The sequence below is a fragment of the Gillisia limnaea DSM 15749 genome, assembly GCF_000243235.1.
Lineage (GTDB): Bacteria > Bacteroidota > Bacteroidia > Flavobacteriales > Flavobacteriaceae > Gillisia > Gillisia limnaea.
Genome location: NZ_JH594606.1, coordinates 2,197,467 through 2,215,407 on the forward strand (window position 1 = coordinate 2,197,467; position 17,941 = coordinate 2,215,407).

The window sequence follows — 17,941 nt, forward strand, 5'->3', positions numbered from 1 at the left end:
GAAAAAGTTTACGGGTTTTTAAGACCCAGCTTTTGTTCAAGTTCTTTTTGAAGTTCTTCCATTACAGGTTTTACCGTACTTTCGGGAAGATCGGCAATTCTAATGTACATAAGTCCGTCTATGGCGTTGTTGAATAAAGGATCTACATTAAAAGCGACCACCCGGGCATTCTGCTTGATGTATTTTTTGATAAGTACCGGCAAACGAAGTCCTTCCGGTTCTATTTCGTCTATTATTTTATCGAATTTATTGAGATTTGCCTTGGTTTCATCAAAAACAAAATCCTTATCGGCATCCTTCAACTTCACTTTAAATTCCTTTTTAGGCTTGATATATTGCGCAACATAAGGATCGTAATAGTTGGATTTCATAAACTCGATCATCAAAGATTTCGAGAAGTTAGAAAATTTATTGCTTATGCTTACTCCGCCAATAAGGTATTTATGCTCGGGAAAACGCAGGGTGCAGTGAACAATTCCTTTCCAAAGTAGAAAAAGGGGCATAGGCCGCTGCTGGTATTCCTTTATTATAAATGCCCGGCCCATTTCTATGGACTGGCTCATCATAGGATATAACTCGGGTTCAAACCGAAACAGATCCTGAAGGTAAAAACCATCGATGCCGTGTTTTTTGAAAATTTCATTTCCCATTCCCATTCTGTAGGCGCCTGCAATTTTCCTGGCGTCTTTATCCCACAGAAATAAATGATAATAATAATCATCAAATTTATCCAGATCTGTAGAAAGATTTGTGCCTTCCCCAATCTCCCTGAAGGTGATCTCCCTTAATCTCCCTATTTCCGATACAATATTTGGGATTATTTCTTTTTTAGCTAAAAACACCTCATAGTTCTTGCTTTCCAGCAGGCGTTTGTCCAGTATTCTGCAGGTTTCTACTTCCTGTTCCATCGAAGATTCATCGGTTTCTTCAATGATTTCCTCCGGAGCCCTAGGAAGTTTTATGCTTTTTGGCAATCCCTTAAAAAAGCTTTTCTTTTCAAAAGAGTTGGCGAGCATATAGGTTTTTCGGCGTAAAAAAGCGGTAAAGGCTTCCAGATTGGTATGAGCCGAAAGATCTTCAGCAGAGATCGCGTGTCCTATTCGCACCTTAATTTTACGTTTTTTTTGTGAAAGCATTTCGCTGGGAAGTTTTGCTGTGCGCAACACATCGCTTAGCCCGGACAACCTGTAGAAAAAAGTGCTGTTTTTTCCTTGAAAATAAATGGGGACTACAGGGACATTTGCTTTCTGGATAAGTTTCATGGCTGCGGGCTCCCAGGGTTTATCAACAATCATTCGCTGGTCTTTATAGGTGGAAACCTCTCCGGCCGGAAAAATTCCAAGAGCACCACCTGCGCTTAGATGTGAGAGGGCTTGTTTGATACCTCCCAAACTGGACTTCGCTTCCTTGTGATCCTCAAAGGGATTCACAGGCATGATATAAGGTTTTAAGGGATCCAGCCTGTGCAGTAAAAAGTTTGCTATAATCTTGAAATCTGTTCGTTGTTCAAGTAGGATCTTCATTAGGATCATTCCGTCTATTCCGCCCAGAGGATGATTTGCTATTACAATAAAGGGTCCTGTTTTAGGAATTCGTTTCAGGTCTTTTTCCGAAATTTTAAAATCTATTTCAAAGCTTCTTAAAATGGAATTTATGAATTCAATTCCCTTTAAATTTTTACGCTTATCGTATTCCTTATTGATGGTTGAAAGTTTTGTAGTATGCAAAATAATCCACCCAATGGAGGTGCCAACGGGACCCAGTTTCTCCAGGTTCATGACCTTGGCGACTTCCTTAGCAGTTACAATTCCCATATTGGATTGATTTGGTTGAAAACAAATAAATGTAAACGATATTATTTTAATCCTTCCCTGGACCTACCTTGTGAGCCCGCCCTTACCGTTCGGGCGGGCTGATTAATTTAAGCCGTTGTTACCAGCTGCACGGTATTTTGCATTACCTGTTTTAGCAACACCTCTTTATCTTTCTCCAAAGTTTTTATAGCGGTATCATCAAAATGCCGAATGGTATATAGTGAGACACCCGTAATAAAACTCACTTTGAACCGAGCTTTTAAATGCTGAATAAGTTTTTCCAGATTGTTAAACCGGTTATCTACACAAACTGCGAAGCTAATGGCAGAATTCTGAATAAGATCCACCTTCATTTGATATTGATGAAATAACTTAAAGATCTCACTGATATTTTCCTCTACCATAAATGAAAAATCCAGGGAGGAAAGGGAGATGAGTACCTGGTTTTTCTTAACGATAAAACAGGGGATTGCCGGGATCAAAGTTTGGCCTTTGCTAACAGAAGTACCCGCACCTTCAGGATCTATAAAGGATTTCACAAACAACGGAATTTCCTTACGCTGTAAGGGTTGTAATGTTTTAGGATGAATTACCGAAGCTCCGTAAAAGGCCAGTTCAATAGCCTCTTCATATGAGATCTGGTTCAACAACTGCGGGTTTTCAAAAACCCGGGGGTCTGCATTTAAAACTCCTGGCACATCTTTCCAGATGATCACTTTTTCGGCATTTAGACAATAGGCCAGGATGGCTGCGGTGTAATCGCTACCTTCCCTGCCCAGAGTGGTGCTAAAATTATTGGCATCGGAGGCTATGAAACCCTGGGTTACGTATAATTCTCCTGGTTTTAGTTTGCCGGAAATATTTTTTTGGGTTTCTTCCCAGTCTATGGTAGCATCGCGATAAATGCTGTCGGTTTTTATTAATTTACGGGCATCCATCCAGGAATGTTCAATGGACTGAGATTTTAGATATTCACTTAAAATTTTTGAGGAAACCAATTCTCCATAACCCACAATTTGATCATATACAAAATCATACTGAATGGATTTATTATGGTCCATGAAATTGATGAGTTCCTTAAAGAGTTCATCGATCATTTTAAAAACCGGGGCAGAAGCCAATTCAAATAATCCCCGGGCGATCTCAAGATGAAATTCCTTTAATTCTGAAAGTAACTCCAGCGGAGCTTTTCGGGTTTGAAGATACTCGGCAATTACAATTTCAAAGGCGTTGGTCATTTTTCCCATAGCCGAAACCACGATGACCTTATCTTTATATCCGGTTTTTTGAAGTACGCTGATAACATTTTTTACCGAAGCAGCGTCCCTTACAGAGGCTCCTCCGAATTTGAATACCTCCATTTATTTTTTGATGTTTTTCCGGATTCCTGTTTCATCCATATGCACGGTATACCAGTTCTTCTTGATATCGGCACCGGTATTTTCATAAAATTCGATTGCGTTTTTGTTGCCTTCAGAAACTACCCATTCCACCCTCTTTACACCATTATCATGGCCATACTGCACGACTCTCTGGTAAAGTGCGCCGCCAAGACCGGTACCACGCATTTTTTCCCGTACGATGAGGTCTTCCAGGTGGACAGTTCTTCCTTTCCATGTAGAAAACCGGAAATAAACCAGGGCCAATCCTTCAATTTTTCCGTTCACATCGGCTACAAAACATTTGAAGTTTTTTTCATCAAAGCCTTCCTTCTCAAGATGGGCAACATCAATTTCTACCTGATCTAAAGCATTTTCATAAGAGGCAAGTTCCTTTATAAGCTCCAGAACTGCCGGCATGTCTTTTCTTTCAGCTTCTCGTATTGTGAATTCCATAGTTTCTCTGGTTTTCCACAAATTTAGCAATTGATTCTTTAAAATGGGAATATTCAGTTTTTATTGATCTCTCCTGATTTATTTCTCCAGGAAATTCTTCATCGCCTTTTCGTCCATTTGCACGGTATGCCAATCTGTTAATACATTGGCTCCACTACGTTTGTAAAAATCTATAGCCGGAGTGTTCCAGTCCAGAACAACCCATTCTGTTCTTTTCACTCCCTGTTCCCGGGAATATTCAATCACTCTTTTGTATAGAGCGCTTCCAAGTCCGGTACCGCGCATGGCTTCCCGTACAATGAGATCTTCTAAATGTACGGTGCGTCCCTTCCAGGTGGAATACCTGAAATATACCAGGGCCATCCCTTCAATTTTTTCGTTTACCTCTGCCACAAAGCAGGTATATAATGCTTTGGGGCCAAAGCCTCCTTCCTCCAGTTCCTGTATATCTACCTCCACAGCATCGGGTTCATTTTCAAATTTTGCCAGCTCCTTAATAAGATTGAGGATTTCAGGGAGATCAGATTTTTCTGCGTTTCGAATTGTATAGTTCATATGAATGTTAATTGTTTCAAAAATAAGAAAGCTTAGCCACATAATAATCACGAAAACGTTGTAGTACCTTATTAATTTGAATATTTTTGCCCAATCTTAATTTAAAAATTTAAAATGCCGAAAAAGAATCAAACCCTGGGGGAATTTATAATTGAAAATCAGCAGGATTTTGCTTATTCCTCAGGGGAATTATCAAGATTGATAAACTCTATTCGCCTGGCGGCAAAAGTGGTGAATCACGAGGTGAACAAGGCCGGCCTGGTAGATATTATAGGAAACTTCGGAGAGACCAATATCCAGGGGGAAGACCAACAAAAGCTGGATGTAATGGCTAATGAAACCTTTATAAGAACACTTACAAACCGGGAGATCGTTTGCGGAATTGCTTCAGAAGAAAATGACGATTTTATCACTATTGCGGGTTGTAATAACGATCATAAAAATAAATATGTTGTACTAATGGATCCGCTGGACGGAAGTTCAAATATAGATGTGAACGTATCTGTAGGTACTATTTTTTCAATTTATAGAAGGGTCACCCCTGTGGGTTCACCAGTTACAAAGGAGGATTTTTTACAGCCCGGAAATAAACAGGTTGCTGCGGGATATATCATTTATGGTACTTCCACCATGCTCGTATATACTACAGGAAATGGCGTGAACGGCTTTACACTCAACCCCGCTTTGGGATCCTGGTATCTTTCCCATCCGGAAATGACTTTTCCAGAGGTGGGAAAAATTTACTCTATCAATGAAGGTAATTATGTGCATTTTCCGCAGGGAGTGAAAGACTATATCAAATATTGCCAGGAAGAGAAGGAGGATCGCCCTTATACCTCCAGGTATATAGGATCTATGGTGAGCGATATTCACCGTAATATGATAAAAGGTGGGATTTTTATCTACCCAAAAAGTTCTAAAGCTTTCAATGGAAAACTCCGTTTGCTGTATGAATGCAATCCGATGGCTTATATCGTGGAACAGGCCGGAGGGAAAGCCTCAGACGGCTTTCGAAGGATCCTGGACATCAAACCAATGGAGCTTCACCAGCGTGCGCCATTTTTCTGCGGAAGTAAAAAAATGGTAGAGAAAGCCGAAGAATTTATGGCAAACTACGAGGAATAATTATTTTTTATCTACCAAATATTGGTAATCCTCGAAGCTTAACTTTCCGCTAAAGATTTGAATAGACCTCTTTATAATAGTTTCAGCGAGCGCAGAAGAAAATCCTAATCCTATAACATATCTTTTCAGGAGATAGGTTTCTTCATCATCAATTTGATGATCGGAAAAAATGATCGTGAACAGATCATATAATCTTTCCAGACGGCCTTGATAACTGTTATTTGGATGAATTGGATATCCTACAGGATTTTCCAGAATTTTTTTGAATTCATCTTCAGAAATATTGAGTTTGCTTGCAAATCGCTCAAGCACAACCTGTTCCTCCGCATTTATAGTTCCATCTACTGCCGCCAAATGGACAATGGAGGCAAAGTGCCCTAAATTACGCAAATGCTCTCCTGAGCCGTAAAGATCTGAAATTGACATGGTATCTATTTTTTAATGCTCAAATATAATAAAACCTGTTTATTTATTGTCTACATGTTGTGTGCTATTTCCTGCCGAATATGGCATTCTACATTCGCTAATCTTTTCTTAATCGCTAAAAGTTACCTGCTAATTTTCTGTAATTTTATTCTACAATTAAAAATGTAAATGAACGCTCCTCTACTGGCATTTAATGAAAATGGGATCTACTGCGCCCAGGCAGGTGTATATCTGGATCCATGGAAGCCTGTTGATAAAGCTATAATCTCTCACGGACATGCCGATCACTCCCGCTGGGGTCATAAAAAGTATATCACGCATCACAGCAACGTTCCAATTATAAAGCACAGACTTGGAGAAATTGAAGTAGCAGGAAAAGCCTGGAATGAAACTTTTATAATAAATGGAGTTACTTTTTCATTTCATCCCGCCGGTCACATCATTGGATCTTCTCAAATTCGGGTGGAATACAAGGGAGAGGTTTGGGTCTTTACGGGAGATTACAAAACTGAAGATGATGGGGTTGCTGTTCCCTATGAGGTTGTGAAGTGTACTACATTTATTACGGAATGTACCTTTGGGCTTCCAGCCTTTAAGTGGCTTCCCCAGCAGCAGGTTATCACAGAGATAAATGAGTGGTGGCAAAAAAATAAAGAAGACGGAAGAACCTCAGTCCTTTTTGGATATTCCCTGGGGAAAGCCCAAAGATTATTAAAGCATCTGGATCCATCCATAGGCAAGATCTACACGCATGGTGCCATAGAGAATATGACCGAAGTGGTAAGACCTCTTATCTCCATGCCTCCAACTATTAGGGTTACCCGTGAGACCAAAAAGGAGGAATTAAAAGGGAATATGGTGCTGGCACCGCCAAGTGCACACGGCACTCCCTGGATTAGAAAAATGGTGCCATATAATACTGCTTCAGCAAGCGGATGGATGGCTTTTAGGGGCGCCAGGCGGAGAAGAGCCATCGACAAAGGCTTTGTAATGTCCGATCATTGTGACTGGCAGGGGTTGTTGTCCTCCATAAAAGCAACAGGCTGCGAAAAAGTGATCTGCACCCACGGATATACGGATATCTTTTCCCGATATTTAAATGAACAAGGTTATGATGCAAGAACAGCAGAAACCCAGTATGAAGGAGAAATGGGTGAACTCGAAAGCAAGGTAGAAAGCGTGGATGATGTGGTGCCAGATGAAGAAAAGGCGAACATCAAAGTAAAACCAAACAAAAATAATAAATAAGTAAAGCTCCCTCCCTTTTGGGGAGGGCGGGGGGAGGGGATTATGAGAAATTTTGCAGAACTTATTAAAACCCTGGACAGCACTAATAAAACCACCCTAAAAGTAGAGGCGCTTACCAAATATTTGCAGCTGGCACAGGATAAGGACAAAGTTTGGGCCATTGCAATTTTATCACACCGAAGGCCTCCACGTCCTGTGAACACTACATTGCTGAGGACCTGGGCTTCCGAGCTGGCAAACATTCCACTTTGGTTGTTCGAAGAATCGTATCATATTGTTGGAGATCTTGCTGAAACGATTGCCCTTGTAATACCTGTTTCTGAAGCCAATTCAGAAAAAACACTGACACAGTTTCTTGTCGAAATGATTGAATTAAAAGCTAAAACCGATGAGGATAAAAAACACTATCTTTTTGAAAACTGGAAGACGCTCAATTACTACGAGCGCTTCGTCTTTTGCAAACTTATCACGGGAAGTTTCAGGATTGGAGTAAGTCAGAAGTTAATGACCCGCGCCCTTTCCAAAGCTACCGAAATTGATGAGGATATTCTCGCCTATAAACTTATGGGGAATTGGGATCCCCAAAAAATCTCTTTTACCCAATTAATCCTGGAAGAAAACGAGGAGGATTACCTCTCTAAACCTTACCCTTTTTATTTGGCTTACGCTGTTGAAAATGAAGTGAAAACCCTGGGGGATGTAAAGGATTGGACGGCAGAACATAAGTGGGATGGCATTCGTTCTCAGGTAATTATTCGCAATGACCAACTTTTTGTATGGAGCCGGGGTGAGGAACTCGTAACCGATAAATATCCGGAATTTCAGGCCTTTGTAAATACGATTCCAAATGGCACCGTATTGGACGGTGAGATTTTGCCCTTTATTGAAAATGCCATAGGTAGTTTTAATGAGCTGCAAACTCGTATTGGCAGGAAAACGGTTTCCAAAGCGCTGCTTAAAAAGACTCCGGTCATTTTAAAAACCTATGACATTCTGGAATGGAAAGGAAAGGATATCCGGGATCTCCCTTACGTGGAAAGACGGAAGATACTGGAAAAATTATTCACGGAAGTCAGTACCGAAAAAACCGCTAACAATTTTCCGCTGCATTTATCGGAAACCATTTCCTTTCAAAACTGGGCCGAAGTTGCTGCGGAAAGATCCCGGGCGCGAGAGGAAAGATCAGAAGGTTTGATGCTGAAGCGATTGGATTCCCCTTATTTGGTAGGGAGAAAAAAAGGTGACTGGTGGAAGTGGAAAGTGGCTCCGCTTACAATAGATGCCGTGCTCACTTATGCCATGCGGGGCCACGGCAGACGCACCAATTTGTTTACCGATTATACCTTTGGACTATGGGATGAGGAGAAGAAAGCGCTGGTCACCTTTGCCAAAGCATATTCCGGTTTGACCGATGCCGAATTTAGAAAATTAGATGCCTGGATCAAGAAAAACACCCTCGAACGTTTTGGCCCGGTGAGGAATGTGGTTCCTCATCATGTGTTTGAAATCGCATTTGAAGGCGTAGCCGAATCCAAACGCCATAAAAGTGGCGTAGCCACCAGATTCCCCAGGATATTGAGGTGGCGGCAGGATAAAAAGATCGAAGATGCGAATACCATTGAGGATTTGAAAGGATTGATAGCCCCGGCCCCTCAACCCCCGAAGGGGGAGTAGGAAAAAGAATCAAAAAAGCTCCTTCCTTTGAAGGGAAGGTTGGTCAATTGGTATGGGAATGTATCTATTTATTAAAATATTTCTACCAATTAAGACGGTAGGGTTCCCTGGTTAGTTGTATTAATCTTCTTAGGCAGAATTTTAATGGAATGAATCAAATAAAAAGAAGTATTTAATGAACAGACCACAACTTATAAAATTAGCAGAATCTTGGTTTGAAAAACAGGACTGGAAGCCGTTTGCTTTTCAAAAACAAACATGGAAAGCTTATTTACAGGGGAAAAACGGACTTTTAAACGCTCCCACCGGGAGTGGGAAGACCTATGCCTTGTGGATCCCTGTTGTGTTGGAATACATAAAAAATAATCCCGATTATAAGACCAAACATAGACAGGGACTAAAAGCGATATGGATTACTCCGCTACGTGCACTTTCTGTGGAGATTGAACAGGCTGCAGGCCGCTTTGCTGAAGAAATGGGTACCCAACTAACGGTGGGAATAAGAACCGGAGACACCTCCCAAAAAGATCGGGCTGCTCAAAAAAAGAAAATGCCGGACCTTTTGATTACTACTCCCGAAAGCCTTCACCTGTTGCTGTCTTCCAAAGATTATGATAAGACTTTTGAAAACCTTAATGCCATTATAGTTGATGAATGGCATGAGCTATTGGGAACAAAACGGGGAGTTCAGGTAGAGCTGGGATTATCCCGCTTAAAGACAATTTCCAAGAATCTAAAAATTTGGGGAATTTCGGCTACTATCGGGAATCTTCAGGAAGCGAGAGAGGTGTTATTGGGACCAGGTTCCGGGTCTTATCAAAATTCAGAATTGATCCGGGCAAATCTCAATAAGAAAATAATAGTTCGCTCCATTATCCCTGAAAAAATGGAAAAATTTCCCTGGCGTGGGCATTTGGGTTTGCATCTTATTGACGAGGTGGTTCCTATTATTCGAAATTCAAAGACCACTTTAATTTTTACCAATACGAGATCTCAATGCGAACTCTGGTTCCAGAAGTTAATGCACAAATACCCCGAGTTTGCAGGGGAAGTAGCCATGCACCATGGAAGTATCAATAAAGAAACCCGGCTTTGGGTAGAGCAGGCAATTCGTAATGAGAGTTTGAAAGCCGTGGTATGTACCTCCAGCCTGGACCTTGGTGTAGATTTTGCTCCGGTAGAAACTATCATCCAAATTGGCGGACCCAAAGGAGTTGCCAGATTTATACAAAGGGCAGGGAGGAGTGGACATCAGCCGGGGAAGGAAAGTGTGATCTATTTTTTACCTACCCACGCTATTGAACTTATAGAAGCATCTGCCCTGCAAAAAGCAGTAAAAAAAACCGTGGTAGAAGACCGGATCCCATACCTCCTAAGTTTTGATGTTTTGGTTCAATACCTTACCTCCCTTGCAGTATCCAACGGATTTTTTCCGAAGGATATTTACCCCGAAATAAAATCTACTTTCTGTTTCCAGGGAATTACAGATGAGCAGTGGAAATGGATCCTGAATTTTATCACCAAAGGAAGTCAGAGTCTGCAAGCTTATGATGAATATAAGAAAGTGGAAATAGAAGAGAATGGCTTATTCAAGGTCAATGATCGCGGAGTTGCGATGCGTCACCGTCTGCAAATAGGAACCATTGTAAGCGATGCCATGCTTAGCGTAAAATATATATCTGGAGGATATATTGGCACTATTGAAGAATGGTTCATTTCTAAATTATCCCCCGGGGATGCTTTTACTTTTGCAGGTAAAAATCTAGAACTTGCAAGGATTAAGGGGATGCAGGTTCTGGTAAGAGCTTCAAAGAAAAAAAATTCCAAAGTGCCCAGTTGGATGGGAGGTAGGATGGGATTTTCGGCACAAATGAGCGAACTGCTGCGGGCAGAGATGTATGAGGCCCGGGAATCGGCAAATTCCGGTGGTGGGAAATCCAGAGAACTCTTCGCACTACAACCTATTTTCGAGCGGCAGCAGCGGGAATCTATAATTCCGGGGAAAGATGAATTTCTTATTGAAACCTTTAAAACCAGGGAGGGCTATCACGCCATTTTTTATCCTTTTGAAGGCAGGTTTGTACACGAGGCTTTAAGCAGCCTGCTGGCATACCGAATAAGTTTGTTGTCACCCATAAGTTTTACCCTGGCCTTTAATGATTATGGATTTGAACTGCTCTCCAACCAGAAAATAGATATGCAGCAGGTGCTGGACAATGATTTGTTTTCTCCGAAATTTTTAATGGACGATCTTAACAATAGTTTAAACGCCACAGAAATGGCCAGAAGAAAATTTCGGGATATAGCCGTAATCGCAGGAATGGTATTTACCGGTTTTCCCAATAAGTTGATCAAGAGCAAACACTTACAGGCCAATTCGCAGTTGCTTTTTAGCGTGTTCCGGGATTATGAACCTGAGAATTTGCTGTTCCTGCAGGCTTTTCGGGAAACTTTTGAACATCAGCTGGAAGAAGGAAGACTAAGGCTGGCACTGGAAAGGATCTCAAATCAAAACATCATCTGGAAGGCCTGCGAAAAACCAACACCTTTTTCCTTTCCGATTATTACAGACAGACTTCGGGAGAAATTATCTTCAGAAAAACTCGAAGATCGGATCAGGCGTATGCTTATTCAATGGGAAAAATGATATTTTTGCAGAGTGATAGAAAACATTCAGTTAGTCGGGCAAAATTTTAGTTTACATCCTTCAGGAGCTATGTTATGGGAAGAGAAACAAATGCTGCTTATAAGCGATGTGCATTTGGGAAAGATATCCCATTTTAGAAAATATGGCAGTGCCGTTCCCCAAAATGCAATAGCCGAAAATTTTGAATGTTTGACACGGGTTGTAGACCATTTTCAGCCGGAAAAAATTTGTTTTTTAGGAGACCTTTTTCACAGTTCCCTCAATCTGGAATGGGATTTATTTGAAAACTGGATGCAGGATATTTCTGCTGAGGTAATGCTTGTGGTAGGAAATCATGATATAATTTCAGCGTTAAAATACGAAGCAGTTGGGATCAAAATTGTTTCTGAATTGATCCTGGAAAACCTTCTGCTAACGCATCATCCAGAAATTAGGGAAAATTATTTTAATCTTTGCGGACACTTGCATCCTGGTTTTAAGCTTAATGGTGCCGGGAAACAGCAGGTCAAACTTAGATGTTTTTATAAAAGTGGGGAACAGATGATCCTTCCGGCTTTTGGAGAATTCACAGGAAATTACTGGATTTCACCAAATGTTGGAGATCAGGTGTTTGTGATAACAAAAAAAGAAGTAATTTTAGTTTACTAACTTCTCAATTAACCTACTGATGAACAGAAATTTGACAATTTTAAATTTTTTGTCGGTGATATTGGTCATCATCGTGAACTATTATTCCCAAACTATTCAAATAAACAGTAATACCATTGGCAGCCTGAGCAATGAGTATGAAAACCTATTTACCCCTGCCGGCTACGCGTTTGGCATTTGGGGACTTATTTTTTTATCCTTGCTGGTTTACGTGTTTTTTCAAATTAACAGGGCTTTTTTTAGCGAAAAAGATTCAGATTTTATAAGCAAAGCCGGTCCCTGGTTTATTATTGCAAATGTTGCCAATGCAGCCTGGGTAGTAGTGTGGCTTTTTGAATACACAGGAATTTCAGTAATCCTGATGTTTGTGATCCTTTTCTCCTTGCTCAAAATCGTTCTTAACACCAATATGGAACGCTGGGATGCACTGCTCAAGATTATTGTATTTACGTGGTGGCCAATTTGCCTTTATGCTGGTTGGATCACGGTGGCTACTATAGCGAATATTTCCGCCTACCTCTCAAAAATCGGTTGGGATGGATGGATATTTAACAAGACACAGTGGACCATTATTATGGTTTTAGTCGCCGGAATCATCAATATTCTGATGGTCTACAAACGCAATATGCGGGAGTTTGCCGCGGTTGCCGTATGGGCGCTGTTTGCAATTTATATAAGACATCAGGATGGGAATTTGGCGATTGCCTATGCGGCTTTTGGGAGCGCATTTATTGTCCTTATTAGCATTGCCTATCACGGATTTTTAAACCGAAAGACCAATCCTTTCCATAAACTCGTCAATGGGAATGAAGAGTTACCAGAAGGATAGCAAGAAAAGATCTATACCATCCCCTTAATATCATTTCCCCAGGTAGGATATGCGAAGAGCATTTGCTTTAGGCTATTTACATCGGTTTTGCAATTCATGGCAAGCGCGAATAAATTGATGACTTCTGCAGCTTCCGGTCCTACCAAATGGATTCCAATGATTTGTCCGGTTTTATTATCTACGATGGTCTTATAAGCATACACCTTTTCATTTATCCTTTTCGCATTAAACCAATTTTTCACCAGTTTATGTTCCACCGTTACCTCATATCCTTTCGCTTTGGCCTCTTTTTCTGAAAAACCTACCGAGGCAAGATTGGGTAAGGTGAATACTACGGACGGCTGGGCTGGATAGGTTGCCCTTTTCATTTTTTTGTTGATTATATTGTGAGCCACCACCTCAGATTCCAGGGAGGAAAGAGGGGTGAGGGGCAATCCGGGGCTATCTGCCACATCTCCGCAGGCATACACATTTTTGTTGGTGGTACTCTGAAGAAACTCATTGACTACAATTCCTTTTTTGGAAAAGGCCACATTGCCATTTTCAAGGTCAAGGTCTTGAATGGAAGGAACTCTGCCGGCAGTATTGAAAACCATAGCGGCAGTTGCTGAGATTTCCTTTCCGTTTTGAAGTGCTTTTACCCGAAAGTTTTTCTGAAGTTTTTCAATTTCGTTAACTTTTGCATTAAATACAATTTCAATCCCCAATTCTTCAGAAGCTTTCTGAAGATGCGCCACCATATCTTCATCAAAATTTACAAGGGGTCCCGGAAGAAATTCCATCAGGGTCACTTTTACTCCAAAGCGAGCAGCAATATGGGCAAATTCCATCCCTATGTAGCCAGCGCCAATAAAGATCATGGAATCCGGAAGCTTTTCAAGATTCAGGAAATCATCACTTATTAGCGCGTGACTACGTCCGGGAATTTTTAGTTCCATTGGAACCTGGCCGGTTGCGATCACGATTTTATCTGCTGTAATGGTTTTTCCTTCTACAGAAAGTGTGTTTTTATCAAGAAATTTTGGAGATTGGTGGTAGAGGTCTATTCCAAGTTTTTTTAGATCTTTTTCTGTAGCGGCGGGGACTGCATCTACAAAAGTTTCCTTCCAAGCCATGGTATCCTCCCAGCTCACTTCCGGTAATTTTGTAACCCCTTTCCCTAATAATTTTTCGGCCTTTTCAAGGATCTCTGTAATTCCCAGCAGTACTTTTTTAGGATCGCAACCTACATTGGCACAGGTGCCGCCGTATTCCCTGTTATCTGCAATTCCCACTTTCAATCCTGCTTCAACACAGGCTTTCGCTACATTTTTTCCGGCGGTGCCGGTGCCTATTATAAAAACATCATATTCTTTAAAAGCCATTTCTCAGTTTCTTATTTCCGGGAAATTACCCATACTGCGCCGGTTTGCCTGTTATGGAAATGATAAAGTTGTTTTTTATAAATCGAACTGTTTGCATGTTTTGCTGTCACGTATTGCTGTCACGGATTTCAAATCCGCGCCAGCTACAATATAAATCGAAAAAGAAAAAAAAGCAAAAGCCAAGTTAAAAAAATGGCGAGGTGTTGCGAGGTTAGATTTCAGCAATTACCTTTGCCTCAATGAGTAAAACTTCTATTGCCCAAAATTTTGCTAAGTCTCTGCCACAACAGAAACTGCTGGATTCTCTCGTCCTGTCCTCAGAAAATACCTCCAAAATTCACCTTAAAGGCCTTGTGGGTTCTGCCCTGTCTTTTTCAATTGCCAATGCCTTTGAAGATGCAGAAATGCCTTTCCTACTCGTTTTTAATGATAAGGAGGAAGCGGCCTATTACCTCAATGACCTGGAGCAACTGGTAGGGGAGAAGAATGTGCTTTTTTACCCCGGTAGCTACCGCCGACCCTACCAAATGGAGGAAATCGATAATGCCAACGTGCTTTTACGGGCAGAGGTATTGAACCGCATTAATTCCCGGAAAAAACCGGCGATTATTGTCACCTATCCCGATGCGCTTTTTGAAAAAGTGGTGACCCGGAAGGAACTGGACAGGAGCACTTTAAAAATATCAGTCAGTGACCAGCTATCCCTGGATTTCGTAAACGAAGTGCTTTTCGAATATAAATTCAGGCGGGTGGATTTTGTGACCGAGCCCGGAGAATTTTCGGTAAGAGGAGGAATCATAGATGTCTTTTCTTTCAGCAATGATGAGCCTTACCGAATCGAATTTTTTGGAGACGAGGTAGATAGCATCCGAAGTTTTGATGTGGAAACCCAACTTTCTACAGAAAAGGTGAAGAAAATTTCGGTGATGCCGAATGTGGAGAACAAAAAACTGGATGACACTTCGACTGCGCTCAGTGGGACAAGGGAAAGTTTTTTGAAATATATATCGGCCAACACCGTGATCTTTATGAAAGATCTCGACCTGTTTTCGGCACAAATGGATAAACTTTTCAGCAAGGCTGAAGAAGCTTTTAAAACTATTTCCGAAGAAATAAAACACAGCAAACCCGAAGAGCTTTTTTGCGATTCTGAAATGATCAAAAGGCAGATGCTGGGGTTCAGCGTGGTGGAATTGAGCACGCAGACCTATCTTAAACCTGAGGGGGTTATAGAATTCAACACCAAACCTCAACCTTCTTTTAACAAACAATTCGAATTGTTGATCGATAATCTTATTGAAAATACGGAGGCAGGTTACACCAATTATATTTTCTGCGTTAGCGAGCAACAGGCCAAGCGTTTCCATGACATTTTTGACGACCAGGATAGAGAAGTGAAATATCACACTTTAGTTCTCTCAATGTTTCAGGGATTTATAGATGATGCTACAAAAATGGTGTGCTATACAGATCACCAGATCTTTGAACGTTACCTTAAATTTCATCTAAAAAGTGGCTATGCGAAAAAGCAGGCCATTAGCTTTAAAGAACTCAGCAACCTGGAAGTGGGCGATTACGTTACCCATATTGACCACGGAATTGGAAGATTTGGTGGACTTCAGAAGATCGATGTAGAGGGAAAAATGCAAGAAGCGATTAAACTGGTATATGGGGAGCGTGATATTTTGTACCTGAGCATTCACTCCCTGCACAAGATCTCAAAATTTAACGGCAAAGACGGAAAACCGCCAAAAATATACAAGCTGGGTAGCAATGCCTGGAAGAATTTAAAGGAAAAGACGAAGTCACGGGTAAAGCACATCGCCTATAATCTTATTGAATTATACGCCAAGCGAAGGCTGCAAAAAGGATTTGCCTTTGGTCCCGATTCCTATTTACAACACGAACTGGAAGCTTCCTTTATTTACGAAGACACTCCAGATCAAACCACGGCTACGGCTGCGGTGAAGGAAGATATGGAAACCGAAAGACCCATGGACCGACTCGTGTGCGGGGATGTTGGATTCGGAAAGACGGAAGTTGCCATTCGCGCTGCTTTTAAAGCGGTGGACAACGGGAAGCAGGTTGCAGTTCTGGTGCCTACTACAATTCTTGCTTTTCAGCATCATAAAACCTTTACCGAGAGACTGAAGGATTTTCCTGTAACCGTAGATTATCTCAACCGTTTCCGCACCGCAAAAGAACGCCGGGAAACCCTGGCCGATCTTGAGAGCGGAAGGGTAGATATTATCATTGGAACCCATCAGCTGGTGAGTAAGGCCGTGAAATTTAAAGATCTTGGATTGCTCATTGTAGATGAGGAACAAAAATTTGGAGTGGCGGTAAAGGATAAGCTGAAGACCATAAAGGAAAATGTAGATACCTTAACTTTAACAGCAACGCCCATTCCACGTACATTGCAGTTTAGTTTAATGGCTGCAAGAGATCTTTCTACTATTACTACTGCGCCACCAAACCGCTACCCAATTGAAACCCAAGTGGTTCGGTTTACAGAGGAAACCATACGAGATGCGATCTCTTACGAGATACAGCGTGGGGGGCAGGTTTTCTTTATACATAACAGGATAGAAAACATCAAGGAAGTTGCCGGCATGATACAGCGGCTGGTACCAGATGCAAAAGTAGGAATAGGCCATGGGCAAATGGAAGGAAAAAAGCTGGAGAATTTGATGCTGGCTTTTATGAACGGGGAGTTTGATGTGCTGGTCTCTACCACTATTGTTGAAAGCGGACTCGATGTGACCAATGCCAATACGATTTTTATCAACAATGCCAATAACTTTGGACTATCAGATCTTCACCAAATGCGGGGCCGGGTGGGCCGAAGCAATAAAAAAGCATTCTGCTATTTTATCACTCCACCATACTCTGCAATGACAGATGATGCGAGAAAGAGAATAACCGCTTTGGAGCAGTTCAGCGAGCTGGGCAGTGGGTTCAATATCGCGATGAAGGATCTTGAAATTCGCGGTGCGGGAGACCTTTTGGGTGGCGAGCAAAGCGGATTTATCAATGAGATTGGTTTTGACACCTACCAGAAAATATTAAATGAAGCCATTGAAGAGTTGAAGGAAAACGAGTTCAAGGTTCTGTATCATAAAAATGAAGATATAGAAAGTAAAACTTTTGTGAAAGACACCCAGATTGATGCCGATTTTGAATTGTTGTTCCCGGATGATTACATCAACAATATTTCTGAAAGATTAAACCTCTACACCGAATTGAACGGGGTAAAAACCGAAGAGGAATTGCAAAAATTTGAAGCCAAACTGGTAGACCGTTTTGGAGAACTTCCCACCCAGGCAGCAGACCTCCTGAACAGCGTACGAATAAAATGGATCGCTTCACACATAGGTTTGGAAAAGATTATCATGAAGCAGGGCAAACTAATAGGTTATTTTATTGCAGATCAGCAATCTGGGTTCTACCAAACCCAGGCGTTTACCAAGGTGCTACAATACGTGCAAACCCATTCTCATTCCTGCACGATGAAGGAAAAGAAAACCCGTGCAGGGTTGAGGTTGTTATTGACGTTTGAGAAGATCACATCTATTGACCGGGCGTTAAAGGTTTTGGAGCCGTTGAAAGTCCCCTTGCCCCCGAAGGGGGAATTGGTAGCCCCCTAACCCCCGAAGGGGGAATTTTAAATTTAAAAGCCCCACAGGATTTAGCCGGTGAGGGCTATGATTTTGGATTTTAATCTTTTCTTTTGAACAAATGGCCCTATTATTTATATGTATCTGAAGCTAGGCAAA

The 17,941-nt window shown here is 41.4% G+C and carries 13 protein-coding genes; 7 read left to right on the forward strand and 6 right to left on the reverse strand.

What is annotated here, in order from left to right:
- Positions 1-8 precede the first annotated feature (8 nt).
- The 4 genes from GILLI_RS11635 to GILLI_RS11650 all read right to left on the reverse strand — a co-directional run bounded on the left by GILLI_RS11635 (position 9) and on the right by GILLI_RS11650 (position 4,204).
- Complete coding sequence (locus tag GILLI_RS11635; RefSeq protein ID WP_006989307.1) at positions 9-1,814, reverse strand: GNAT family N-acyltransferase; 1,806 nt, start codon at positions 1,812-1,814, stop codon at positions 9-11.
- Positions 1,815-1,921: 107 nt separating this feature from the next.
- A complete protein-coding gene (locus tag GILLI_RS11640; protein ID WP_006989308.1) occupies positions 1,922-3,175 on the reverse strand; it encodes an aspartate kinase in 1,254 nt (417 codons plus the stop codon).
- Positions 3,176-3,649: a GNAT family N-acetyltransferase gene (locus tag GILLI_RS11645; protein WP_040507004.1), complete on the reverse strand. Its 474-nt coding sequence runs from the start codon at positions 3,647-3,649 to the stop codon at positions 3,176-3,178.
- Positions 3,650-3,727: 78 nt separating this feature from the next.
- Positions 3,728-4,204: a GNAT family N-acetyltransferase gene (locus GILLI_RS11650; RefSeq protein ID WP_006989310.1), complete on the reverse strand. Its 477-nt coding sequence runs from the start codon at positions 4,202-4,204 to the stop codon at positions 3,728-3,730.
- A 114-nt stretch (positions 4,205-4,318) separates the two neighbouring features.
- Between GILLI_RS11650 and fbp the strand changes: the two genes are divergently transcribed.
- Positions 4,319-5,329 carry a class 1 fructose-bisphosphatase gene (fbp, locus tag GILLI_RS11655; protein ID WP_006989311.1) on the forward strand — a complete coding sequence of 337 codons (1,011 nt, stop codon included), beginning with the start codon at positions 4,319-4,321 and terminating at the stop codon, positions 5,327-5,329.
- On the opposite strand, the gene GILLI_RS11660 is transcribed toward fbp, so the two are convergent.
- Positions 5,330-5,755 (reverse strand): hypothetical protein, encoded by a 426-nt coding sequence (locus tag GILLI_RS11660; RefSeq protein ID WP_006989312.1) that lies wholly within the window; start codon positions 5,753-5,755, stop codon positions 5,330-5,332.
- Between the two features lie 168 nt (positions 5,756-5,923).
- On the opposite strand from GILLI_RS11660, the gene GILLI_RS11665 reads away from it, so the two are divergent.
- The 5 genes from GILLI_RS11665 (at position 5,924) to GILLI_RS11685 (ending at position 12,801) form a co-directional block, all read left to right on the forward strand.
- Positions 5,924-7,003 (forward strand): ligase-associated DNA damage response exonuclease, encoded by a 1,080-nt coding sequence (locus tag GILLI_RS11665; protein WP_006989313.1) that lies wholly within the window; start codon positions 5,924-5,926, stop codon positions 7,001-7,003.
- Between the two features lie 42 nt (positions 7,004-7,045).
- Positions 7,046-8,677, forward strand: a complete 1,632-nt coding sequence (locus GILLI_RS11670) for an ATP-dependent DNA ligase (RefSeq protein ID WP_006989314.1) — start codon at positions 7,046-7,048, stop codon at positions 8,675-8,677.
- Between the two features lie 175 nt (positions 8,678-8,852).
- Positions 8,853-11,324, forward strand: coding sequence for a ligase-associated DNA damage response DEXH box helicase (locus GILLI_RS11675; protein WP_006989315.1), 2,472 nt, complete (start codon positions 8,853-8,855; stop codon positions 11,322-11,324).
- 12 nt (positions 11,325-11,336) lie between these two features.
- On the forward strand, positions 11,337-11,972 hold the full coding sequence (pdeM, locus tag GILLI_RS11680; protein ID WP_006989316.1) for a ligase-associated DNA damage response endonuclease PdeM: 636 nt from the start codon (positions 11,337-11,339) through the stop codon (positions 11,970-11,972).
- 19 nt (positions 11,973-11,991) lie between these two features.
- A complete protein-coding gene (locus tag GILLI_RS11685) occupies positions 11,992-12,801 on the forward strand; it encodes a hypothetical protein (RefSeq protein ID WP_006989317.1) in 810 nt (269 codons plus the stop codon).
- An 11-nt stretch (positions 12,802-12,812) separates the two neighbouring features.
- Here GILLI_RS11685 and GILLI_RS11690 read toward each other — a convergent pair whose 3' ends face one another.
- A complete protein-coding gene (locus GILLI_RS11690) occupies positions 12,813-14,165 on the reverse strand; it encodes a dihydrolipoyl dehydrogenase family protein (RefSeq protein WP_006989318.1) in 1,353 nt (450 codons plus the stop codon).
- A 239-nt stretch (positions 14,166-14,404) separates the two neighbouring features.
- Between GILLI_RS11690 and mfd the strand changes: the two genes are divergently transcribed.
- Positions 14,405-17,812, forward strand: a complete 3,408-nt coding sequence (mfd, locus tag GILLI_RS11695; RefSeq protein WP_006989319.1) for a transcription-repair coupling factor — start codon at positions 14,405-14,407, stop codon at positions 17,810-17,812.
- Positions 17,813-17,941 lie beyond the last annotated feature (129 nt).